At 71.3% G+C, this 22,199-nt stretch carries 17 protein-coding genes and 1 riboswitch; of the genes, 8 read left to right on the top strand and 9 right to left on the bottom strand.

Annotated elements, in window-relative coordinates:
* Window positions 1-8: 8 nt before the first annotated feature.
* Entirely contained in the window at window positions 9-911 is a 903-nt protein-coding gene (locus AOM46_RS17850) for an SAM-dependent methyltransferase (RefSeq protein ID WP_062213008.1), read from the top strand.
* A gap of 14 nt (window positions 912-925) precedes the next feature.
* Here AOM46_RS17850 and AOM46_RS17855 read toward each other — a convergent pair whose 3' ends face one another.
* From AOM46_RS17855 to AOM46_RS17865, 3 genes are all read right to left on the bottom strand, one after another.
* On the bottom strand, window positions 926-2,362 hold the full coding sequence (locus AOM46_RS17855) for a glycoside hydrolase family 43 protein (RefSeq protein ID WP_078856934.1): 1,437 nt from the start codon (window positions 2,360-2,362) through the stop codon (window positions 926-928).
* A 136-nt stretch (window positions 2,363-2,498) separates the two neighbouring features.
* A complete protein-coding gene (locus tag AOM46_RS17860; protein WP_158920471.1) occupies window positions 2,499-3,314 on the bottom strand; it encodes a hypothetical protein in 816 nt (271 codons plus the stop codon).
* Window positions 3,315-3,491: 177 nt separating this feature from the next.
* Window positions 3,492-4,538, bottom strand: coding sequence for an NAD(P)-dependent alcohol dehydrogenase (locus AOM46_RS17865; protein WP_062213016.1), 1,047 nt, complete (start codon window positions 4,536-4,538; stop codon window positions 3,492-3,494).
* Between the two features lie 240 nt (window positions 4,539-4,778).
* On the opposite strand from AOM46_RS17865, the gene AOM46_RS17870 reads away from it, so the two are divergent.
* Window positions 4,779-5,666, top strand: coding sequence for an aldo/keto reductase (locus AOM46_RS17870; protein WP_107080116.1), 888 nt, complete (start codon window positions 4,779-4,781; stop codon window positions 5,664-5,666).
* A 177-nt stretch (window positions 5,667-5,843) separates the two neighbouring features.
* Here AOM46_RS17870 and AOM46_RS17875 read toward each other — a convergent pair whose 3' ends face one another.
* Complete coding sequence (locus AOM46_RS17875; protein WP_062213022.1) at window positions 5,844-7,298, bottom strand: NCS2 family permease; 1,455 nt, start codon at window positions 7,296-7,298, stop codon at window positions 5,844-5,846.
* Between the two features lie 330 nt (window positions 7,299-7,628).
* Here AOM46_RS17875 and AOM46_RS17880 point away from each other — a divergent pair, with 330 nt between their 5' ends.
* Window positions 7,629-8,240 carry a transcriptional regulator gene (locus AOM46_RS17880; RefSeq protein ID WP_078856935.1) on the top strand — a complete coding sequence of 204 codons (612 nt, stop codon included), beginning with the start codon at window positions 7,629-7,631 and terminating at the stop codon, window positions 8,238-8,240.
* 654 nt (window positions 8,241-8,894) lie between these two features.
* On the opposite strand, the gene AOM46_RS17885 is transcribed toward AOM46_RS17880, so the two are convergent.
* Together AOM46_RS17885 and AOM46_RS17890 are read right to left on the bottom strand one after the other, a co-directional pair.
* Window positions 8,895-9,644 (bottom strand): SDR family oxidoreductase, encoded by a 750-nt coding sequence (locus tag AOM46_RS17885; RefSeq protein ID WP_062213029.1) that lies wholly within the window; start codon window positions 9,642-9,644, stop codon window positions 8,895-8,897.
* Between the two features lie 159 nt (window positions 9,645-9,803).
* A complete protein-coding gene (locus AOM46_RS17890) occupies window positions 9,804-10,709 on the bottom strand; it encodes an AraC family transcriptional regulator (RefSeq protein ID WP_062213032.1) in 906 nt (301 codons plus the stop codon).
* A 148-nt stretch (window positions 10,710-10,857) separates the two neighbouring features.
* On the opposite strand from AOM46_RS17890, the gene AOM46_RS17895 reads away from it, so the two are divergent.
* Together AOM46_RS17895 and AOM46_RS17900 are read left to right on the top strand one after the other, a co-directional pair.
* Window positions 10,858-11,175 carry a putative quinol monooxygenase gene (locus AOM46_RS17895; protein ID WP_062213035.1) on the top strand — a complete coding sequence of 106 codons (318 nt, stop codon included), beginning with the start codon at window positions 10,858-10,860 and terminating at the stop codon, window positions 11,173-11,175.
* Window positions 11,176-11,248: 73 nt separating this feature from the next.
* On the top strand, window positions 11,249-12,217 hold the full coding sequence (locus AOM46_RS17900) for an alpha/beta hydrolase (protein WP_062213037.1): 969 nt from the start codon (window positions 11,249-11,251) through the stop codon (window positions 12,215-12,217).
* A 313-nt stretch (window positions 12,218-12,530) separates the two neighbouring features.
* Here the strand turns inward: AOM46_RS17900 and AOM46_RS17905 are convergent, their stop codons facing one another.
* Window positions 12,531-13,037, bottom strand: coding sequence for an Lrp/AsnC family transcriptional regulator (locus AOM46_RS17905; RefSeq protein WP_062213040.1), 507 nt, complete (start codon window positions 13,035-13,037; stop codon window positions 12,531-12,533).
* Between the two features lie 133 nt (window positions 13,038-13,170).
* Here AOM46_RS17905 and AOM46_RS17910 point away from each other — a divergent pair, with 133 nt between their 5' ends.
* A complete protein-coding gene (locus AOM46_RS17910; RefSeq protein WP_078856936.1) occupies window positions 13,171-15,561 on the top strand; it encodes a pyruvate dehydrogenase in 2,391 nt (796 codons plus the stop codon).
* Between the two features lie 54 nt (window positions 15,562-15,615).
* On the opposite strand, the gene cimA is transcribed toward AOM46_RS17910, so the two are convergent.
* Window positions 15,616-17,295, bottom strand: coding sequence for a citramalate synthase (gene cimA, locus AOM46_RS17915; protein ID WP_062213042.1), 1,680 nt, complete (start codon window positions 17,293-17,295; stop codon window positions 15,616-15,618).
* Window positions 17,296-17,678: 383 nt separating this feature from the next.
* Window positions 17,679-17,812: riboswitch (cobalamin riboswitch) on the bottom strand.
* Window positions 17,813-18,106: 294 nt separating this feature from the next.
* Entirely contained in the window at window positions 18,107-19,546 is a 1,440-nt protein-coding gene (locus tag AOM46_RS17920; protein WP_062213721.1) for a short-chain fatty acyl-CoA regulator family protein, read from the bottom strand.
* A gap of 197 nt (window positions 19,547-19,743) precedes the next feature.
* Between AOM46_RS17920 and AOM46_RS17925 the strand changes: the two genes are divergently transcribed.
* Both AOM46_RS17925 and prpB read left to right on the top strand, forming a co-directional pair.
* Complete coding sequence (locus AOM46_RS17925) at window positions 19,744-21,279, top strand: MmgE/PrpD family protein (protein WP_062213045.1); 1,536 nt, start codon at window positions 19,744-19,746, stop codon at window positions 21,277-21,279.
* A complete protein-coding gene (gene prpB, locus AOM46_RS17930; protein ID WP_062213047.1) occupies window positions 21,279-22,184 on the top strand; it encodes a methylisocitrate lyase in 906 nt (301 codons plus the stop codon). Before AOM46_RS17925 ends, prpB begins: the two co-directional genes overlap by 1 nt.
* The last annotated feature ends 15 nt before the right edge of the window (window positions 22,185-22,199 follow it).

The raw sequence follows: 22,199 nt of genomic DNA on the forward strand, positions 1-22,199 counted from the left end.
CGCCTCCCATGGACATCGCAGGCCGGAACACCGGCGTGGCCGACGGCGTGGCGCGGACCGCGCTGCTGGTCGCGGCGGCGCGCGCCATCGAGACGCACCGCGCGGACGCCCTCGCCAGCGACCCGTACGCGGAGCACTTCGTCCGGGCCGAACCGGCCTGCGCCGGCTGGCCGTTGCGCCCCAGGGAGGTGCCGGCGGGGGAGGCCGACCCGCTGTGGGGGCGGCTGGGCCGCTACTTCGGGCTGCGCACCCGGGTCATGGACGACTTCCTGCTCGACGCCGTCCGGGCCGGCGTCCGTCAGCTGGTGGTGCTGGGCGCGGGCCTGGACACCCGGGCGCTGCGGCTGCCGTGGCCGGCCGGGTGTGTGGTCTTCGAGCTCGACCGGGAGCCCGTGCTGGCGTTCAAGCGACGGGTGTTGGCGGAGCTGCCGCCGGGCCACGGGAGCGGGGCCGAGGCGGCCGTCCGGGTCGGTCTGGCGGCGGATCTGCGCGAGCCCTGGGAGGCGCCGCTGCTGCGCTCCGGCTTCGATCCGACGGCGCCGACCGCCTGGCTGGCGGAGGGGCTGCTGCTCTACCTCCCGGCCGCAGCGGAACGTCGACTCATCGACACCGTCGACCGGTTGAGCGCGGCCGGCAGCTTTCTGGCCTACGAGATCAAGCTCGGGGTCGAATCGGCGGAGGTCAGAGCCAGCCCGGTGTATGTCGCCGCCCGCCGGCGGATCGGGGTGGATCTGCTGGCCCTCTTCGACCGCGAGCCACGCCCCGATTCGGCCGGTGCCCTCGCCGACCGGGGGTGGACCCCTGAGGTCCACTCCCCGTTCGGCTTCGCGCGCCGGCACGGCCGTGGCCCGCTGCCGCAGGCCCCGGACGCGCTGGCCGCCAACCGCTGGGTGTTCGCCCGGCGGCGGTAGGCGGTGTCGTCGGCTCAGTCGGCGTAGACCTCGGCGCGGTCCACGCTGACGAACGCCCCGCCGGACTGGGCGTTGCGTTCGCCGGTGACGCGGATCGTCAAAGTGTGTTCGCCGTGCGGCAGTCGAGGGCTGAGGTACTGGAGCGTTTCGCCCACCCGGATCGGGCCGTGGAGGTCGACGCGCTGCTCGGGGCCGCCGTCGACGCTGATGGCGGCTATGCCGTTGCCGGTGTCGCGCACGGAGAGCAGGGCGATCCTGGTGCCGGTGAAGGTGAATGTCGCGGTGGCGCCGGGCTGGTCGCTCCAGTGGTCGTCGCCCCAGAAGCACTGGGCGGCGCAGCCGTCGCCCGCGTTCCAGGAGCCGTCGAAGGCGACGGTGCCGGCGCCGCTGGAGCGGCCGTCGTCGTTGATCCAGTAGGTGCCGGATCCCGGGTCGCCGGAGGGCAGGTCCTGGGTGGCGCCCAGGGCCAGGGGGGCGCCGAGGTCGGGGCTGCCGTCCTGGTGCCAACCGATGCGCTGGGCGCGGGTGGTGCGGTCGGTGTAGGTGTAGTCGGCCGTGGTCTTGCCGTGGTAGATGATCCAGTCCTCGGTGCCGTCGGGTGACCGGAAGAACGTGTGGTGCCCCGGCCCGTAGACCCCGGCGGCGTCGTTCCGCGCGAAACGGGGGCCGTCGTGTTGGGTCCAGTTCGCCGGGACCAGCGGGTCAGCGCCGTCCGGCAGGGACATCATCCACACCTGGTAGTCGGGCTTGCCGGTGTCGCAGGTGGAGTAGGTCATCCAGGTGTGGCCGTTGCGGTAGAGGAACGCGGGGCCCTCGCGGACCTCGGGGCAGCCGCCGGCGCCGTCGAGCGGGACCGCGTCGCCGGAGACGGTGTAGGGGTTGGACATCGGGGCGATGTTGAGCCCGTTGTGCTGGTACTGGTTGAGCCCGCTGTAGGCGAGGTAGAGCCGCCCGTCGTGGTGGAGGATGCCGGGGTCGATCGCGAAGTCGTCGACGTGGTTGGGCGGTTCGAGCTTGCCCTTGAAGTGGTAGGGGCCGCGTGGGTCGTCGCCCTCGGACTCCAGGACATAGAGCCGGTGGTGTTCGTCCACGCCGTCGTCGGCCGTGTAGTAGAGGTACCAGCGGCCGTCGAAGCGGTAGAACTCGGGCGCCCAGATGTGCTGGTCGCGGGAGGGGTCGGTGTCTGTCCAGACCGTGACGGGGTCGGCGGCGAGCAGGGTGGCCAGGGAGGGGGAACTCCACATCCGGATGGCGTCGCCCTGGGTGGTGGCGAGGTGGTAGTTCCCGTTCGCGTAGGTGAGGAACGGGTCGGGCCCCGTGTTGAGCGGGTTGCGGAACGTTCCGGCTGCGGTGGGCATGGTGTCTCCTGCGGTGGCCTGGGGGGTCAGGACCAGGCCGATGAGCAGTGCGAACACCGCCACGACCAGGGTCGTTCGGGATCGGGCGCGCATCGTCGGGCTCCCTCGTCTCAGCGTGTCCATGGACGCCGGTACGGACGTCCGCTGACGTCCTTTATGGCATCACGACTGTTACAGCGATGTAAACGGCCAGGGGGCGGCCGGTTCCGCAGGACGGCCCGTCGCCGGGTCAGACCTTGGCGATCCTGGAGAGCTGACGCAGCCGGGCCGGCGGCCTGCGCATGAAGAGCACCTGTTCGTCGGTGAACTCCTCGGCCGCGCGCGGGTCCACCGGGGAGAGGCCGAACACCTGGAACGGCAGGACGCTCCCCTTGCGCCACATCCAGACGCCGCGCATCTCCTCGCCGAAGACGTCGGCGCAGTGCACGGCGGGCCGGCCGGCGAACGCTTCGGCGAGAGCCCTGGGCACGTTCGTCGGGTACCGGTCGGCGACGGAATCCACCCAGCCGACCACGGCCGCCCGCTGCCGGCGAAGGATGCCGGGCGGCACCCGGAGGTCGAAGACGAACACCAGGTCGTCCGGGGTGTCGTTGACCCCGGAGATCCGGTCGCCCAGCCGCACCTTGCCGACGAACAGCGCCCAGACCGGGACATGGGCGGCGCGCAGCCGGTCGAAGTCCTCCCGCACCAGCGCCGCGCGCCGGTGACGCAGCCCGGCCTCCCTGACGGCCCAGCGGCCCAGCCCGCCCGCCATGGCCAGCGCGGTCGCGGCCATCACCACCAGTTCGCCGACCTCCCCGACGGTGCCGGCGGGGAGGTCCCCCCAGCCGAGCAGACAGAGCACCAGCGCCCCGAGCAGCAGGCCGAGGACGAGCAGCAGCGCCCGCTGCCACCAGGGCGGGATCGCCGCGTAGTGCGCGTCGAACTCCTCGGGCGTGCGCCAGGGCGGCAGGTCCGTCGGAACGGGGGTCCACAGGTCGTAGCGGTACACATCGGCCCTGTCCCACGCACCGCGTGGCTCGCCGGGCCAGCCGGTCTCCATCACGCCTCTCCCTCCTCGTCGCCGGTGTCCACCCACCGGACCACGGCCGCCCCCCGCACGCAGGGTGCCCGGGGCGCGACCGCTACCGATCACAGGTCGGCGCCCGTGGCGGAGCCGGGTGGGGGACTCCGGGCCTCCCGAACTCCCCCACCCGGCACGCGAGTTCAGGGCGTCAGGGCGTCAGGGCGTCAGGGTGGAGATGTCGATGACGGCGCGGTAGCGGACGTCGGAGGCCAGGACCCGGTCCCAGGCCTCGTTGATCTGGTCGGCGCGGACGATCTCGACCTCGGGGGCGATGCCGTGTTCGGCGCAGAAGTCGAGCATCTCCTGGGTCTCCGCGATGCCGCCGATCTTGGATCCGGAGAAGGAACGCTGGTTCTCGAACAGCGTGAACAGGGTCACCGGCACCGGCTCCGGCGGGGCGCCGACGTTGACGACCGTGCCGTGCAGGGCGAGCAGCCCGAGGTAGGCGTTCAGGTCCAGCGGCGCGCTGACGGTGTTGACGATGAGGTCGAAGGTGTTCGCCAGCTCCTTGAACGTCGCCGGATCGTCGGTCGCGTAGTAGTGGTCGGCGCCGAGCCGCAGCCCGTCGTCGCGCTTGCGAAGACTCTGGGAGAGGACGGTGACCTCCGCGCCGAGGGCGTGGGCGAGCTTGACCGCCATATGACCGAGACCGCCGAGGCCGACGACGGCGACCTTCTTGCCCGGGCCGGCGTTCCAGCGCCGCAGCGGCGAGTAGGTGGTGATACCGGCGCACAGCAGCGGCGCCGCGCTCTCGAACGGGATCGCTTCCGGTATGCGCAGCACAAAGTGCTCGTCGACCACGATATGGCTGGAGTAGCCGCCCTGGGTGACGGATCCGTCGGCGTCGGTGCCGCCGTAGGTGTCGGTGAACCCGTCGAGGCAGTACTGCTCGAATCCGGCGCGGCAGTTGGCGCAGGTGCGACAGGAGTTGACCATGACGCCGACGCCGACCCGGTCGCCCACCCGGTGGCGGGTGACCTCGGGGCCGACCTCGGTGACGAAGCCCGCGATCTCGTGCCCGACCGTGAGCGGAAACGGCACCGGGCCCCATTCGCCCCGGACGGTGTGGATGTCGGAGTGACAGATCCCGGCCCAGGCGATCTCGATGAGCACATCCTTCGGGCCGACCTCCCGCCGGGAGATCACGCCGGGGGCGAGCGGGCCGGTCTCGGAGGTCGCGGTGTAAGCGGGGACGAGTGGCATCGGGGTCCTTTGCGGTGGTGAGCGGGAACACGGCATCCGCGGCGGGATGCCCGAACGTCCTCAACGAAACCACCGCGCCGCCTCTTCCCGGGAGGGTCCCCCGGGAACTTTCCGGACTCGGGGGCCGGCCGCCGGGCAGCGGTAGGCTCGAAAACATCCCGGGCCGGCCCGCCGGAGCAGTGCCGTGGGGGCGGCCCGCGCGACGTCGAACAGGAAGAACAGGAAGCCGCACCCATGTCGTTGCCTCAGCGAACCATCGGCGATGTCCAGGTCAGCGCGATCGGTCTCGGCGGGATGCCGATGTCCGTCGAGGGCCGCCCCGACGACGAGACGCGTTCGGTCCGCACCGTCCACGCCGCGCTCGACGCCGGAGTGACGCTGATCGACACCGCGAACGCGTACCACCTCGGCGCCGACATCGTCGGCCACGACGAGACCGGACACAACGAGACGCTTGTCGCCAGGGCCCTGGGGGAGTGGGGCGGCGACAGCGACGCGGTGCTCGTCGCCACCAAGGGCGGCCATCTGCGGACCGGCGACGGGACCTGGATCGTCAACGGCCGGCCCGAACACATCAAGCGGGCGGCGAAGGACTCGGCCGTCCGGCTCGGCGTCGAGGCCATCGGCCTCTACCAGCACCACCGCCCGGACCCCGAGGTGCCCTACGCGGACAGCGTCGGGGCGCTCGCCGACCTCCTCGACGAGGGCGTGATCCGCCTGGCCGGCATCTCCAACGCCGATCCCGGCCAGATCCGCGAGGCCCATGACATCCTGGGCGGGCGGCTGGCCTCGGTGCAGAACCAGTTCTCGCCGGCGTTCCGTTCCAGCGAGCCGGAGTTGGAGCTGTGCGCGGAACTCGGCATCGCGTTCCTGCCGTGGAGCCCGCTCGGCGGCATCGGCCGCGCCGGCGCGCTCGGCGAGCGCTTCACCCCGTTCGCACGGATCGCCACCGCGCACGGCGTCAGCCCACAACAGGTCTGCCTCGCCTGGCAGTTGGCGCTGGCTCCCACGGTCATCCCCATCCCCGGCGCCTCCCGGCCCGCCAGCATCGAGGACTCGGCGAAGGCCACCGAACTCACCCTCACCGAAGAGGAGATCGCCACCCTCAGCACAACGAGCCCGAACTGAGGGGGGAAGCCTTCACCCCTGCCGAGGCGGCGCCCCCGCCGCTGCCCGGCGGGACCGTGACCGTGACCGAGGCCCCGGGCGGGCGGGACGGCCGACGTAGTCGGCCGTCCCGCCCGCCCGGTCCCCGTTCTGGCCGGGGACCGTCAACGCGCTCCGGTCAGGCGGGGGTTGCGACGTTCACTTGACGCCGAGGAGCTGCTCGACGGGGTCGATGGCGAAGTAGACCAGGAAGAGCGCCGCGGTGCCCCACAGCAACCAGTGGACCTCGCGGGCCTTGCCCATGCACGCCTTGATGATCACGTAGGAGACGAAGCCGGCGCCGATGCCGTTGGTGATGGAGTAGGTGAAGGGCATCACGACGATGGTCACAAAGGCCGGGATGGCGAGGTCGTAACGTTCCCAGTCGATGTGCCTGACCTGGGTCATCATCAGGAATCCGACCGCGACCAGGGCCGGGGACGCGGCCTGGAGGGGAACGATGGTCAGCAGGGGCGTGAGGAAGAGGGCGACGGCGAACATGCCGCCGGTGATGAGGTTGGCGAAACCGGTGCGGGCGCCCTCGCCGACGCCGGCGGCGGATTCGATATAGGTGGTGGCGGACGAGGACGAGGACGCGCCACCGGCGACCGCGGCCGCGCCGTCGATCAGCAGGACGCGGCCGAGCCCGGGGACCTGCCCGCGTTCGTCCAGCAGCCCGGCCTCCGCCGTGACGCCGACGACGGTGCCCATGGTGTCGAAGAAGTCGGACAGGATCAGGGTGAAGACGAGCAGCACGACGGTCAGGACGCTGATCTGCTCGAACGAGCCGAGCAGGTCGAAGTTGCCCAGCAGGCCGAAGTCGGGAGCGGCGACGATCTCGTCGGGGAGGGAGGGGGAGGTCAGGCCCCAGGACTCGATGTCGGCGATCTCGTTGACGACGATGGCGAGGAGGGTCATCAGGGCGATGCTGATGAGGATGGCGCCCTTGATCTTGCGGGCCAGGAGGACCAGCGTCAGGAGCAGGCCGAGGCAGAAGATGGCTATCGGCCAGCCGGTGAGGGTGCCGCTGCCCAACTGGACGGGCACGGTGGTGTTCGCGACGTCGGGGATGCGGGTGACGAACCCCGCGTCCACGAAGCCGATGAAGGCGATGAACAGGCCGATTCCGACGCTGATGGCCTGTTTGAGCGGTTGTGGAATGGCGTGCATGACGGCCTCGCGCAGACCGGTCATGACCAGCAGGGAGATGAGCAGGCCCTCAAGCACGATGAGGCCCATCGCGTCTTCCCAGCTCATCAGGGGCGCGATCTGCACGGCGACGATCACGTTGATGCCGAGGCCCGCGGCCAGGGCGAGCGGCAGGTTGCCGCCCACGCCCATGATCAACGTCATGACCGCCGCCACCAGGGCGGTGGCGGTGGCCAGTTGGGGAATACTCAGTTGCTCGCCGAACTTGTCCTCGGCGCTCCCCAGGATGATCGGGTTGAGCACGAGAATATAAGCCATGGTGAAGAACGTGGCGAACCCGCCGCGTATCTCCCGGGCATAGGTGGAGCCACGTTCGCTGATGCGAAAGTAGCGGTCCAGCGGACCGCCCGTTCTGGGGGGTGGGGCGTGAACCGGACGGCCGGGGCGGGCCGGACTGGTGTGCATGGCGGAGTCTCCTGGGACTACAAATGTGAGCGGGATTGGTGCGTCGTGTTCCGTCGCGTGTGACGGTCGTTACGCGAGTGGCTCGGCACCATGCGAGCGGATCATACGCGGCCCGGCTGAATTGCCAATTACATGGTGATGTCAGGTAGTTGCCAACCTCGCTCATCCCCGGTCGCTTCATGAAGAATCGGCATCGACATAGCTCGCTAAAGGTGACGCACGCGACAGCGGCTATGGAGTTACGACCGGTAAGCCCCCTACTCTCTGCGCGTGCAGCCACCGCACCCATTCAACGCACGCGCCGCCCGCACCTTGCGTGAGACGCTCGGAATGACTCCGGATCACATCGCGTACAGCATGCGGGCCTCTCATGGCGCGCCCCACATAACCCCCCACCACATCGCCGCATGGGAGCGCGGCACCGCCTGGCCCACCGCCCACGAACTCACCGCCCTGGCGGCCGCCCTGTGGTGCGCCCCCAGGGATCTCATGGGCCGTCCCCGGACGTTGCTCGAACACCGCCTGGCCCGTGGCGTCGCCGCCGCGGACCTCGCCCGGCTCCTCGGCCTCAAACTCGATGACTACCGCGCCATGGAGGAGAGCGGCCAATGGACCGGCGACCAGACACAGGCCGCCGTCCTCGGCCGGGTCCTGGAGCTCTCCCCGAGGGACCTCATCGCCGCCACCGGCTATGAGGAGGAACTCGCCCACCTGCTCGCCGAGGCCGTGTCCAGCCGCTGGCAGGCGCATATCGGCGCCATCGCCAAGCTGGTCTCCCTGGACCGGCGAACGCTGCGGGACCCCCTGCGCACGATGCACCAGGAGTACCAGAACCTCGCCGCCGCCACCCTCAGTCGAGCCGGCCCCACGGCCGGCGAAGCCGGAGAGCGCTATCTGGAGAACATCGTCGACCACTTCTGGTCCCGACTCCCGGAACGCTAGAGGCGGGTGTCCCCACGCGCGGCCGCATAAGGCGAGGGCGCGCCGTCCGGTCACTCCTCTCCGTTTCCCGGCCCTGGCTATCCGTGATCGAAACGGAAGGGCATACGGCCGAAGAGGAGAACGCCGCCGATTTTCCTTCGAATATCTTCACCGACCGATACGTCATCTTCATCCAACAGAAAGACAAAGAGTCACGCGACAGTGTCGGCTGATCAGCTCAGCGTGATCTCACCAAACCTCCCCGGATTCCGAGGAGAAAGGAGACGCGCGCTCTTGGGCGCGGCCCAAGATCATTTTACCGGCGATCCCCACCCCCGGCCGCCGAGCGGCAACTCCCCCCGCCGCGCGCTCTGCTGCTGACACCAATCGAGCGGACCGTCGGCAACTCCCTCCATGCCGGGGCGGATCGCGCCCGCGATGGCGAAACGGTCGACCCCCTCGGCGACGGCGTCAGCGGGGCGGAGGGATCCCCGCGCCCGCCCCTGTGACCGAGGCGCCCGGCGGTGACCGTGGCCCAGGGCGAACCGGTCCGGCTTCTCGTCGTTGGTCAGATTCCCGTTCACCGGGGTGAGCGCCTGACGGCGAGCCGGCCCGGTGCGTGGGCGCGGGGCCGGCTCCTTGTGCCAGTGCGGCGTGACCTTGCCTGCTGGCCGATCACTTCGCCTGGGAGAGCGAGACCGCGTCGGGGCCGGCGGGGAATCGCAGCTGGCCGGTCGTGTCGTGCGCGGCTCGCCACACTGTTTCGGCGACGTCGCTCTCCTTGGTGAAGAGGTCCTGTCCCGTGAAGTCGCCCATGGCCTTCTTCGCCCATGGCGCGTAGGGCGCCGGGACCAGCTCGTCCAGCGAGGTGCCCTTCGTCGCGTTGGCGGCGAAGTTCGTCGTCAGGCAGGCGCCCGGCTGGACCGTCTTTGCCCGCACACCGAACGGCAGGAGCTCGAGTGCCAGGGATGCGGTGAACCCCTCGATGGCCATCTTGCTCGCCTTGTAGACGGCCGAGAGCGGCATGTGCCCCAGCACCACGCTGGAGGTCACGTTGACCACCACGCCGGAGCCACGTTCGCGGAACTGGGGCAGCACCGCCTGCGTCATCGCCATCACGCCGAACGTGTTGGTCTCGAAGACCTCCCGCACTCGGGCCATGGGGGTGCCCTCGAACACGCTGATCGAGGGCACGCCCGCGTTGTTGACCAGGACATCGATGGGGCTTTCGGCCTCGAAGGCGGCGGTGATGCTCTCGGGCCTGGTCACGTCGAGCTCGATGACGCGGAGCCGGTCCGACTCGGGAAGAACCCCTGGACGCGGCGTCCGCATCGTGGCGATGACGTTCCACCCCTGCGAGTGGAAGTAGAGGGCGGTCTCCCGCCCGTACCCGGATGAGGTGCCAGTGATCAGAACGGTCTTCATATTGTGCCCCTTTGCGACGTGGTGGGATCCATACGGGTGGGCAGGCATTTTCCTGCTCCACGGGAGAACCGGTGATCCCATTGAAGCGTTCTGACCTGCGGAGACAGTAGAGCTATCCTCGCGATTCCTTGCACGATCCTCCAGTAGATCCCACCCGGCTCAGGGCAGGAGACCTGCCGGTGCACGCACGGCCTGACGCAGGCGGGCGGCGTCCTGGCTGGGGGGCGCGCCGAACTGGCGGCGGTACTCCCGGCTGAACTGCGACGGGTTGTCGTAGCCGACGCGGTGGCCGACTCCGGTGACGTCTCCGGGGTGGGTGGCGAGCAGCAGCCGGGCCTCCTGGAGCCGGATCTGCTTCTGGAATTGGATGGGGCTCATCGCGGTCACCGCTTGGAAGTTGCGGTAGAAGGCGGAGACGCCCATGCCGGTCTGCCGCGCCACGTCCTCGACGCGGAAGGGCTGTGCGTAGTGCTCGCGGATCCAGCGCACGGCCCGCGAGATGTGGCTGAGGCTGCTGTCGGCCAGGCCGAGCTGGCGGATCGTCGCGCCCTGCTCGCCGGTGATCAGGCGCCACAGGATCTCGCGCTTGACCAGCGGGGCCAGTACGGCCCGGTCGCGGGGTTCGTCGAGCAGGCGCAACAGCCTGACCACCGCGTCCAGCAGCGCGGCCGGGGCATCACTGACGGCGATCCCCGACGGCGCGCCCCCGCTGCTCCGGGGGGCGCCTCCTGGCCCGGCCTCAAGCAGCAGCTCGGCAACGGCGGACGGTTCCAGGAGGAGACCGAACCCCAGCGCCGGCTGCTTGGGGTCGGCCTGGGTGAACTGCCCTGTGACAGGCAGGTCGACGGAGGCGACCAGGTACTGCCCGGGTCCGTACTCGAACACCCTCTCCCCGAGGGCGAGGCGTTTGGCGCCCTGGGCGATGACCGCCAGGAGTGTGCCGGACATCGAAGGCGCCGGCGGATCAGGGCGGTCGACCTTGGAGATGAGGACGCCGTCGACGGCGGTGGTCCAGTCGGGCCGCGCATGGCGGGCCAGCAGGGTGCGGAGTTCTTTGAGGCACATCAGTCCATTGCAGCACCATTCCGCGCTGCGGTTCCCAAAGTCGCGAGGATCGTGCAAGTTCGAACGAGTATCGGTCTAACGTTTCCGCAGTTCAACCAGCTTGAATGGAACCACCGCACTCCATCACTGAGGAGGATGAGAGGGATCCATGATTGCCAACTACGGCTTCGGTGCCACCCTGACCGCCAGGCCCGGTATGGGCGACCAGCTCGTCGACCTGCTGTTGACCGGACTGGACGAGGGCAGCCCCGGCGCGAGCGAGTACTGCCTCGTCTACCTCGTCTCCCGCTCCGCGTCCGACCTCGACGTCGTCCACGTCGCCGAGGGCTGGACCAGCGAGGAGGACCACCACCGCGTCTTCGCCAGCGAGGACGCCCGGGCCATCACGGCGCGGATCGCCCCGCTGCTCGCCAAGGACCCCGAGTACACCGACCACGTTCCGGTTCGCGGCAAATCCGCCCTCTGACCCGCCGAACACCCGCGCTCCACACCCCTGTTTCGCCCGACTGTCCCACCGCCACTCACGAGAGGCAACGACCATGACCACAGCACGCCCCTCCGTCGACCCCGAGCTGCGGGAACTCCTGGCCGATATGCCGCTGATGTCCCAGCTCAGCCCGGAAGTGCTGGCGCAGGTACGCCCCTTCTCCTCGATGCCCGTCGAACCCCTCCTCGAAGGTCGCGCTATCGACCGGCGCGAGGTCACCGTCGCGGGTCCGGACGGCACCCCGACCCCCTTGTCCGTCTTCAGCCCAGCGAACAGCGATCGCACCGCTGCCGCACCCTGCGTCTACTGGATGCACGGCGGCGGGATGGTCATGGGCGACCGCTTCTCACAGATCGACATCCCGCTGGAGTGGCTCGACGAGTTCGGCGCCGTCGTGGTCTCCGTCGACTACCGGCTCGCGCCCGAGTCCACCGGCGCCGTCCCGGTCAACGACTGCTACCAAGGGCTGCTCTGGATCGCCGACCACGCTGCCGAACTGGGCATCGACCCCGCCCGGATCATCGTCGCGGGCGCCAGCGCGGGCGGCGGCCTCGCCGCCGGCGTCACCCTGCTGGCCCGCGACCTCGGCACCCCGACGATCGCCGCCCAAGTCCTGATAGGCCCCATGCTCGACCACCGCAACACCACCGTCTCCAGTCTCCAGTACTCGAACGGGCCCGGCGTCTGGACCCGCGAGATGAACGGATTCGGATGGCGCTGCCTCCTCGGCGACCTCGCCGACGACGAGGTACCCGCATACGTCTCACCCGCCCTTGCCGACGACCTCGCTGGCCTGCCGACCACCTACATCGACACCGGCTCCGCCGAGGTCTTCCGCGACGAGGACACCGACTACGCCACCCGCATCTGGGCGGCCGGCGGCCAGGCCGAACTCCACGTCTGGGCAGGAGGCTTCCACGGATTCGACGCCCTGTACCCGCAGGCACACATCTCGGCCGCGGCCCGCCGAACCCGCACCGACTGGCTCGCCCGGCTCCTGCCCACGAACCCCGCCGCATAGGTGAGGTCGACCACGCCGCTGGGCCGGGTTCCGCTGCATCAGGCGCCGGCCGCCGAGGGAACGGGCTCCGTCCTGCTGCGCCCCGAGCAACTGTCGTTCGTCGAACCGAAGTCGGGGACCGGACCGGGCTGTCCGTCACGGGAACCGCGACGCTCTTCCCCGGACCGTCCCGCTCGGCCGGCTGAAGGGGTCCGACGGCTGGCCTCGTCCGCGACGGAACGCCCGTCCCGCGCGTCGCCTTTTGGTGCCGGCCGGCCGGCGCACCGCGCCGTGTCTCCGCGTCTCCTCAACGCGAGCCCGGCGTCGCGTCGTTCTAATGGCGTCCGTCGTCGGCGAGCACGTCCAGGACCTGGGTGAGGCGCAGGGGGAGCAGCTCGCGCATGGCGAGCGAGGTGCGGGTGCGGAGCACCCCCGGGCACGCCAGGATGTGGCCCGCCACCCGGTAGAGGTCCTCGGCGTCGGAGGCGATGACACGGATGAGGAGGTCCATGTCGCCGCTGAGCCCGATGATCTCGGTGACCTCCGTGATCCTGGTGAGGGCCACACCCACCTCGGTCAGTCGGCGTTGCTCGACCTCCGCCGTGACAAAGGCCGTCAGCGGGTAGCCCAGGGCGGCGGGGTCGATGCGGCATTCGAACGGCCGGAGCACTCCCTCGCGTTCGAGTCTGGTCATGCGGGCCTGGACGGTGTTGCGCGAGAGTCCGAGGCGTTGGGCGAGGGCCAGCACCGTCGCCCTGGGCTCGTGGTTGAGGGCCCTGAGGATGCGGGCGTCGGTGGCGTCGAGGTGTCGTTCCTTGCTCACATTGCTCACATTGCTCATGGGAACTGCCGCTTCTCCGGGGGGAGCTGAGCACTCTGGTAAGTGGCGGGGGCGCCGATTGCGCGGGTTCCGTCGCACCTGTCACGTTGCTGCGCGAAGACACATCGCACGATGATCGCGGGAGGCGCGCGGGATGACGTTGTCCGAACGGTGGGACACGAGCGGGGGCGGGGACACCACGGGGCTCACGCCGCGGTTGCTCGACTCGGTCGAGCGCCGCGTCAGGTGGCTTTCGACGGCGATCGTCGACCACGCCAACCGGGTCAGGAGCAACCCGTCCGGCCTCAAGGTCGGTGGGCACCAGGCGTCCAGCGCGTCGATGACGTCCCTGCTGACGGCCCTCTGGTTCGGTCAGTTGACCGCCCAGGACCGGGTTTCGGTCAAGCCCCACGCCTCCCCGGTGTTGCACGCGGTGAACTACCTGCTCGGCGAACTCCCGGCGGAGCGGCTGACGACACTGCGGGCGTTCGGCGGGCTCCAGAGCTATCCCAGCCGCACCAAGGACCCCGACACCGTGGACTACTCGACGGGTTCGGTGGGCATCGGCGCCACCGCGCCGCTGTGGGGGGCGCTCGCCCACCGCCTGGTGCGGGACCGGTTCGGCGAGCCGGCCCCCGGCGGGCGGCAGTATTCCCTGCTGGGCGACGCGGAGTTGGACGAGGGCGCTGTTTGGGAGGCGCTGCGCGACCCGTTGGTGGCCGGGCTGGGCGAGGTCGTCTGGGTGGTGGATCTCAACCGTCAGTCGCTGGACCGGGTGGTGCCGGGCTCGACCCCGGCCAGCCTGGAGGGGATGTTCGCCGCCGCCGGTTGGCAGGTGCTGACCCTCAAGTACGGCAGCCTGCTGGCGGAGTTGTTCGGTCGGCCCGGTGGGGCCGCGCTGCGGGCGCGCCTGGACGGCATGGGCAACGCCGAGTATCAGCGCCTGCTGCGCTGCCCGGCCGAGGAGCTGCGGCACCGGCTGCCCGCCGGGGACGGGAGCGATGGCGGCGCCGGGCAGGAGGACGCGGGAGCGGATCCCCGGGGACTGGCCCGCCTGGTGGACGAACTGGACGATGCGACGCTGCTCCGGGCCGTGCGTGATCTCGGTGGCCATGACATGGCCTCGCTGCTGCGCGCGTTCCGGGCCGTGGACGACACCCGGCCGACCGTGATCCTGGCCTATACGGTCAAGGGCTACGGGCTCCCCGTCGAAGGCCATCCACAGAACCACTCCGGCTTGTTGACCGCCGAGCAGATGAAGCAGCTGGCCCAGGACCTGGGGACGGACCTCGACGACCCCTGGGCCCCTTTCCCCGAGGGGACGCCTGAGGCGCGGCTGTGCGCGGCGACGGCGGAACGGCTGCGCCGGCCCGCCTTCCCCCCGGTGGCTCCGCCGACCGTGCCGCCGGACAGCGGACGAACCGCGCCGACCGGGCTCGGCAACACGCAACAGGCCCTCGGAAGAGCGCTGTTGGAACTCACGCGCAGCGCTCCCGAGGTCGCACGGCGCATCGTCACGGCGAGCCCGGATGTCACTTCCTCCACCAATCTGGGAGGTTGGCTCAACAAGGTCGGGGTGTGGTCGCCCACGGACCGCCGCGACTGGTTCACCGACGATCGGGAGACACTGCTGCACTGGCGGGAGAGCCCCGCCGGGCAGCACGTCGAGTTGGGCATCGCCGAGACCAACCTCGTCGGCCTGCTCGGTGAGCTGGGTGCCACCTGGAGCCGTTGGGGTCGACCGTTGTTTCCCATCGGTGTGCTCTACGACCCGTTCGTCAACCGGGCGTTGGAGCCGTGGTCCTTCGGCATCTACGCCGGCGGCCAGTCGATCCTGGTCGGCACTCCGTCCGGCGTGTCGCTGGCCCCCGAGGGCGGCGCCCACCAGTCGATCACCACCCCCTCGCTCGGCATCGAGCAACCCGGCTGCGTCAGCTACGAGCCGGCGTTCGCCATCGACACCGAGTGGTGCCTGCGGGCGGCGCTCTCCCGGCTCGGCAGGCCGGGCGGGGAGTCGGCCTACCTGCGACTGTCCACCCGCCCGGTCGACCAGTCCCTGGCGGCCGTGCCCACCGACCCGGCCGCGCGGGAGCGGCGCCGCCGTCAGGCGACCGCCGGCGGATACGTGCTGCGGCACGCGGGCCGCCCGGCCGTCACCCTGGTGGCGATGGGCGCGCTGGTGACGGAGGCGATCCAGGCCGGGGAGCGGCTGGCCGATCTCGGCCACGACGCGGACGTCGTGTGCGTGACCAGCGCCGACCTGCTCTTCCGCGCCACGCGGGGCCGCAGCGGTCTGGACCGCGCCGAGGACTGGATTCTGGACCGGCTCCTTCCCGCTCACCGGGCCGCCCCGATGGTGACCCTGGTCGACGGGCATCCCCACACCCTGGCCTTTCTCGCCACCGTCCGGCGCGTTCCCCTCGTTTCCCTGGGGGTCACCGACTTCGGTCAGTCCGGCTCGATCGACGAGGTGTACCGGCACCACGGGATCGACACGGACAGCGTCGTCGGTGCGGCACTCGACCTGATCGAGACAGAGCGCTGAGCGGACCGCCCGGGCCCTTCCGGCCCGGGCGGTCGCACCGTCGGGACCGCGCATCTAGCGCGGCGCTCCCGTGTCGGCGGTCACCGGGACGGGCGGCGCCGCGGGGGATGCGGGCGCTTCCGTCGGGGTGCTCCTCGACGCGCCGAACGCCAGGGCGTCGCCGAGCGCCAGCAGTGCGGCCTCGACGAGGCTGGCGTGCACGCCGACCGTCGTCCACTCCTCCGCTCCCCGGCTGCTGGTCGCCAGCACGCGGGTCCGGGAGCCGGTGCCCGAGACGTCTCGCAGCACCCGGACCGTGTAGCGGGTCGGCTCCAGTCCTTCGATCCAGGGGAGGTGCGGCCGCAGCGCGGCGCGCAGCGCCAGGTCCAGGGCCTCTACCGGTCCCTCGGCCCGCGCCGAGGCGGTGACCGGACCGCCGTCGACGCTCAGCCGCACCGTCGCCTCCGACACCACGGCGCCGTCGTCCCCGCGCTCCGAGACCACCCGGTGGGAGACGACGAGGAACGGTTCCGGTGCCCGGTGCCCCTCCGCCGCCAACTCCCGGCGCAGCAGCAGCGCCAGGGAGGCGTCGGCCGCCTCGAAGGACCAGCCCTCCGCCTCCAGCGACTTCACGCTCCGCACCGCCCGGGTCAGCGCCTCCGGCGCGCCGGCCAGATCCACGCCCAGCTCCAGGGCCTTCAGCTCCAGGCTCGCCCGCCCCGACATCTCGGAGACCAGGACGCGCGTCTCGTTGCCGACCGCCACCGGATCCAGATGGTTGTAGAGCGCCGGATCGACCTTGACGGCGCTGGCGTGCAGCCCCGCCTTGTGGGCGAACGCCGACCGTCCCACATAGGGCTGGTGCGGGTCCTCCGGCAGATCGGCCAGCGCCGCCAACGCCCGTGCGACGCGGGAGAGTTCGGACAACCGGCCCTCGGGCAGCACCGGCATCCCCAGCTTGGTGGCGAGGTTCCCGATCACCGCGAAGAGGTCCGCGTTGCCGGCGCGCTCCCCGTACCCGTTGGCCGTGCACTGCACATGGGAGGCGCCGGCCCGTACGGCGGCGAGGGTGTTGGCGACGGCGCAGCCGGTGTCGTCCTGGCAGTGGATGCCCACGCGCAGGCCCGTGCGGGCGATGACCTCGGCCACGGTGGCGCCCAGCGCGTCGGGCAGCCGGCCGCCGTTGGTGTCGCACAGCACCATCACCTCGGCGCCGGCGCCCGCCGCGCTGTCGAGGACGCCCAGGGCGGTGTCGGGGTCGTGGGCGTAGCCGTCGAAGAAGTGCTCGGCGTCCAGGAAGACCCGGCGGCCCTCGCCGACGAGGAACCGGACCGTGTCCGCCACCATCGCGCGGTTCTCCGCCACATCGGTGCGCAGCGCCCGTTCCACGTGCCGCGCGTCCGACTTGGCGACGAGGGTGACGACCGGCGCCCGCGAGTCGAGAAGGGCACGCACCTGGGGGTCCAGGTCGACCCGTGTCGCCGGTTTTCTGGTGCTGCCGAAGGCGACGAGCGCGGCGTGCCGCAGGGACAACTCCCGTTCGGCGCACCGGAAGAACTCCGTGTCCTTGGGCATCGCGCCCGGCCATCCCGCCTCGATGAATCCCACGCCGAGGGAGTCGATGAGGCGGGCGGCCTCCAGTTTGTCCGCGACGGAATAGGAGATTCCCTCGCGCTGTGCGCCGTCGCGCAGCGTGGTGTCGTAGAGATGAAAGATGTCCAGCAGCGGCGTATCCGCCGGGGTGGTGCGTTTCATGATGATGAAGTCCTGTCCTCGCCCGTACCGTCGTTACGGTCGGCCGACGCGTGGGCGCGCGTTCGAGCGCGCCCTGACACAGCGGTCGTCACCCCGTGGCTCCGCCGGTGCGGCCCAGAGGCGGTCGGCACGGCAGGCCGGCGCGCCCCAGGGGGTTGGGCGAATGTCGGGGGAGAGCCTCCGAAGAGGGAGAACGCGGGAACCCGCGTGATGCGACGAGTGGCCCCGGGCGGCGGAACGCGGCCGGGAGCCGTGATGGTGAAGGGGTTCAGCCCCTGGCACCTCGCGCTGCGGACCTGGGTGTCCGGTCGTGCCGATGTCGGGCGGGATGCTGTGACAGGACAGCGGGGGTGGACATGACGCGTCAGCTCCATCCTCGTGGGCTTCGTCGTGATGCCTGTGGGCGGCGACCTGACTCCTGGAGTCATGCTCCAGTCACAGTGGCGGGACCGTGCCGGACTCTCACCGGCTTCCCCGCGGCACAGGCGTTTACCGCCCCAGGTATACCAGCTGAATATGTCTCACGCGCGCCGTGGAAACCCCTATTTCATGTCCGGGGGTTCGGCTGGGGTGCCCTCCGGGCTTAAACCGACGTAATTCGGATGTGTGGGGCGGTTGTTGGCCGCCCCACACAACCTGGGCGCGCTGGAACCGGCTTGAGAGGCGCCGCCTGGAATCCGTATTTCCCCGGACGGGAGAAACGGGTGGACCCGGTGCTTTCAGGCGTGCCCGAAGTGCGGTGGGCGCCGTTCGACCAACCGCGAGACCGGGCCGGCCCGTTCGGCCTCGGCGGCGTCCATGGCGCGGCCCGTCAGAACCGGTCGGTGCGTTCCACCGGATAGGGCACATAGGTGCGTCGGTCCGGGTCGATGGCCAACCGTCCGCCGGCCGGTGGGCGGGCGCGTTGGGCGCAGTCCCGGCGTTCGCAGATGCGGCAGCCGAGGCCGATCGGGGTGGCGGCACGCGGATCGTCCAGGGCGACGCCCTCGGCGTAGACGAGCCGGTGCGCGTGGCGCAGCTCGCAGCCCAGGGCGACGGCGAACTCGGCGCGCGGGGCGTGGTGCCCGAAGCCGCCCCGGGTGATGGTCCGCGCGACCCAGAAGTACCGCTTGCCGTCCGGCATCTCGGCGACCTGGGTGAGGATGCGGCCGGGCGCGGAGAACGCCTCGTAGACCGTCCACAGCGGGCAGGTGCCGCCGAGCCGGGAGAAGTGGAAGTCGCTCGCCGACTGGCGCTTGGAGATATTGCCGGCCCGGTCGACCCGCAGGAAGGAGAACGGCACGCCCCGCCGCCCGGTCCGCTGCAGGGTGCTCAGCCGGTGGCAGACGGTCTCGAAGCCGACGCCGAAGCGCGCCGAAAGCAGCTCGATGTCGTAGCGCACCTCCTCGGCGGCGGCGTGGAAGGCCGCGTACGGCATCAGCAGCGCGCCGGCGAAGTAGTTCGCCAGGCCGATGCGGGCCAGCGCCAGCGACTCGGGCGAGGTCAGCCCCGTGGCGCCGGCGGCGAGTTGGTCCAGGACCGGCCCGTGTTCCAACAGGGCCAGCTGGGTGGCGAGTTGGAAGGCACGCTGGCCGTCGCTGAGCCAGGGCGAGAGAAACAGCAACCCGGCCTCGGGCGTGAAGCGTCGGGCGTCGTCCGCGCGGCCGGGGGCGGCCCGGACGACGCGGACGCGGTGGCGTTCCGCGAGGAGCGACGTGAGCGGGTCGGCCGCCCTGCCCGCGCGGAGACCCAGGGCCTCGGCGGTCCGTTCGGCCTCGGCGTCCAGCGGTGGGAAGTGGTTGTGGTGCGCGTAGAAGAAGTCCCGCACCTCGTCGTGCGGCTCGGCCGGGGGCAGGGGCGTCCCGCCGGGGGAGCCCAGGGCGGCGGCCTGCTCGGCCGCGTCGCGGTAGCGGCGGTGCAGGGCGACCAGGGCCCGGGCCACCTCCGGGTGGTCCCGGGCGGCCTCGGCGATCTCCTCGCCGCCGGGCAGCGGAACACCGCACGCCTCGTCGGCCAGCGCGTCCCGCAGGTCGGCGGCGAGCCGCTCCTCGTCCGCCCCGGAGAAGAACGCGGCGTCCACGCCGAAGACCTCGGCGATCCGCAGCAGCACGGAGGCCGTCAACGGGCGCTGGCTCTGCTCCAGTTGGTTGGCGTAGCTGGTGGAGATGCCCAGGGCGCCCGCCATGTCCACCTGGTTCATGCCGTGCTCGCGGCGCAGCCGGCGCAGCCTCGCATGGGCGTAGATCTTCGGTCCCGCCGCTCGTCGGGCCATGGCGTACACCTCCCCTCTCGCGAATCCTCGGGAGCCGGTTGCGAATTTAGCATTCGCTTCGTTCGCAGAATTCGCAGGTTCGCACCGCGATGCTGTACGGATTCCACAGGTTGGCGCGGTGGCGAGGCGGCCGCCCGGTGGGCCAGTGTCGATCGTGACGGCGCAGAGAGGGCCGTTCCGCAACCGCGAGGAGTCCCGTGATCGAGCACCGTGTCCGCGTCCACCCCAGCAGCGACCACCTTCCCCGCGAGCAGCAGCTCGCCTGGCGGCTCGCCTCCGTGGCCACGAGCGCCGGGGAAGCCGGGGAAGCCCGGGAAGTCGAGGAACTGGACGCAGACAGCGCCGCGATGGCCGCCAACCGGGTGGTCGACAACGCCGCGGTGGCCGTGGCCTCCCTGACGCGCCGCCCGGTCGCAGTCGCCCGCGCACAGGCCGCCGCCCACCCGGCCGCCGCTCGGGGCGCCTCCGTCTTCGGCTCCGACGCCAGGGCCTCGCCCGAGTGGGCGGCATGGGCCAACGGAACGGCGGTGCGCGAACTGGACTTCCACGACACCTACCTCGCCGCCGACTACTCCCACCCCGGCGACAACATTCCGCCGCTGCTCGCCGTGGCCCAGCACACCGGCCGCACCGGGGCCGACCTGCTGCGGGGCATCGTCGCCGCGTACGAGATCCAGGTGGCGCTGGTGCGCGGCATCTGCCTGCACGAGCACCGCGTCGACCATGTCGCCCACCTCGGCGCGGCCACCGCCTGCGGCCTCGGCGCGCTGCTGCGGCTGCCGACCGAAACGGTGTACCAGGCGGTCCAGCAGGCCGTGCACACCACCACCGCGACCCGCCAGTCCCGCAAGGGCGAGATCTCCAGCTGGAAGGCATACGCCCCGGGCTTCGCCGGCAAGGCCGCGATCGAGGCGGTGGACCGCGCGATGCGCGGCGAGACCTCGCCCTCCCCGATCTACGAGGGCGAGGACGGCTTTCTGGCCTGGATGCTGGACGGGCCCGCTTCCGACTACCGGGTGTCGCTGCCCGAGCCGGGCGAACCGCGCCGCGCGATCCTCGACACCTACACCAAGGAACACTCCGCCGAGTACCAGGCCCAGGCGGTCATCGACCTGGCCCGCCGGCTGCGCGAGCGGACCGGCCCGCCGGACCGGGTGCGTTCGATCGTCCTGCACACCAGCCACCACACCCACCGGGTGATCGGCTCCGGCGCCAACGACCCGCAGAAGTACGACCCCACGGCCAGCCGGGAGACCCTCGACCACTCGGTGCCCTACATCCTCGCCGTCGCCCTGGAGGACGGGAGCTGGCACCACGAGCGCTCCTACGCCCCCGAGCGGGCCCGCCGCCCGGCGACCGTGGAGCTGTGGCGGCGGATCACCACCGTCGAGGACCCGGAGTGGACCCGCCGCTACCACGACCCCGACCCGGAGCGCCGCGCCTTCGGCGGTCGCGTGGTGATCACCCTCGACGACGGCACGGTCGTCGAGGACGAACTCGCGGTCGCCGACGCCCACCCGGCCGGCGCCCGCCCGTTCGACCGGCCCGCCTACCAGGCCAAGTTCCGCACCCTCACGGAGGGCATCGTCGCCCCGGCCGACCAGGACACGTTCCTGAACACCGCGGCGAACCTGGCCGAGTCGACCGCCGTCGAACTCGACGGGCTCTTCCCGACCGTGGACACCGACGCCGTCGCGGAACGCGACGCCCAGCTCCCGAAGGGCCTGTTCTGATGCCGCACACCCGCACCACGCCCACCGAACGCCGCCGCGCGTTCCGCGAACAGCTCGCCTCCGGCCGGCTGTTGCGCGTTCCCGGGGCGATCAACCCGCTGTCCGCGCGGCTCATCCAGGACACCGGCTTCGACGCTGTCTACCTCTCGGGCGCCGTCCTCGCCGCCGACCTGGGCCTGCCCGACATCGGCCTGACCACCTCCGTCGAGGTCGCCGGCCGGGCCCAGCAGACGACCCGGGTCACCGACCTGCCCGTTCTCGTCGACGCGGACACCGGCTTCGGCGAGCCGCTGAACGTCGCCCGCACGGTGCAGCTGATGGAGGACGCCGGCTTGGCCGGCCTGCACCTGGAGGACCAGGTCAACCCCAAGCGCTGCGGCCACCTCGACGGCAAGACCATCGCGCCCCGCGCGGAGATGGTCCGTCGGCTCAGGGCGGCCGTCGACGCCCGCCGCGACCCCGACTTCCTCCTCATGGCGCGGACGGACGCGCGCTCCGTCGAGGGACTTCAGGCGGCGATCGACCGTGCGAAGGCGTATGTCGAGGCGGGCGCCGACGCGATCTTCCCCGAGGCCCTTGCCGACCCTGCCGAGTACGAGGCGTTCCGCGCGGCGATCGACGTGCCACTGCTGGCCAACCTCACCGAGTTCGGCAGGACACCCCTGCTGGACGCGGCCACCCTGCAGAACCTCGGCTACAACATCGCCCTCTACCCCGTCACGCTGCTGCGCCTCGCCCTGGGCGCGGTCGAGGACGGACTGCGCACCCTCGCCACGGAAGGCACCCAGGAGTCCCTGCTGCCCCGGATGCAGACCCGCTCCCGCCTCTACGAACTGCTCGGCTACGACGGATACGCCGCCTTTGACTCCTCCGTCCACAACTTCACCCTGCCACCCGGCACCTGACGCTACGGAGGCATC

It is taken from the genome of Streptomyces sp. NBRC 109706 (genome assembly GCF_000974485.1).
In the GTDB taxonomy this organism is placed as follows: domain Bacteria; phylum Actinomycetota; class Actinomycetes; order Streptomycetales; family Streptomycetaceae; genus Streptomyces.

Coding starts and splice junctions, on each gene's coding strand:
- AOM46_RS17850 (WP_062213008.1), top strand. CDS start 9: ATGGACATCGCAGGCCGGAACACCGGCGTGGCCGACGGCGTGGCGCGG.
- AOM46_RS17855 (WP_078856934.1), bottom strand. CDS start 2,362: ATGCGCGCCCGATCCCGAACGACCCTGGTCGTGGCGGTGTTCGCACTG.
- AOM46_RS17865 (WP_062213016.1), bottom strand. CDS start 4,538: ATGCCACTCGTCCCCGCTTACACCGCGACCTCCGAGACCGGCCCGCTC.
- AOM46_RS17875 (WP_062213022.1), bottom strand. CDS start 7,298: ATGCACACCAGTCCGGCCCGCCCCGGCCGTCCGGTTCACGCCCCACCC.
- AOM46_RS17880 (WP_078856935.1), top strand. CDS start 7,629: ATGACTCCGGATCACATCGCGTACAGCATGCGGGCCTCTCATGGCGCG.
- AOM46_RS17885 (WP_062213029.1), bottom strand. CDS start 9,644: ATGAAGACCGTTCTGATCACTGGCACCTCATCCGGGTACGGGCGGGAG.
- AOM46_RS17890 (WP_062213032.1), bottom strand. CDS start 10,709: ATGTGCCTCAAAGAACTCCGCACCCTGCTGGCCCGCCATGCGCGGCCC.
- AOM46_RS17895 (WP_062213035.1), top strand. CDS start 10,858: ATGATTGCCAACTACGGCTTCGGTGCCACCCTGACCGCCAGGCCCGGT.
- AOM46_RS17900 (WP_062213037.1), top strand. CDS start 11,249: ATGACCACAGCACGCCCCTCCGTCGACCCCGAGCTGCGGGAACTCCTG.
- AOM46_RS17905 (WP_062213040.1), bottom strand. CDS start 13,037: ATGAGCAATGTGAGCAATGTGAGCAAGGAACGACACCTCGACGCCACC.
- AOM46_RS17910 (WP_078856936.1), top strand. CDS start 13,171: ATGACGTTGTCCGAACGGTGGGACACGAGCGGGGGCGGGGACACCACG.
- cimA (WP_062213042.1), bottom strand. CDS start 17,295: ATGAAACGCACCACCCCGGCGGATACGCCGCTGCTGGACATCTTTCAT.
- AOM46_RS17920 (WP_062213721.1), bottom strand. CDS start 19,546: ATGGCCCGACGAGCGGCGGGACCGAAGATCTACGCCCATGCGAGGCTG.
- prpB (WP_062213047.1), top strand. CDS start 21,279: ATGCCGCACACCCGCACCACGCCCACCGAACGCCGCCGCGCGTTCCGC.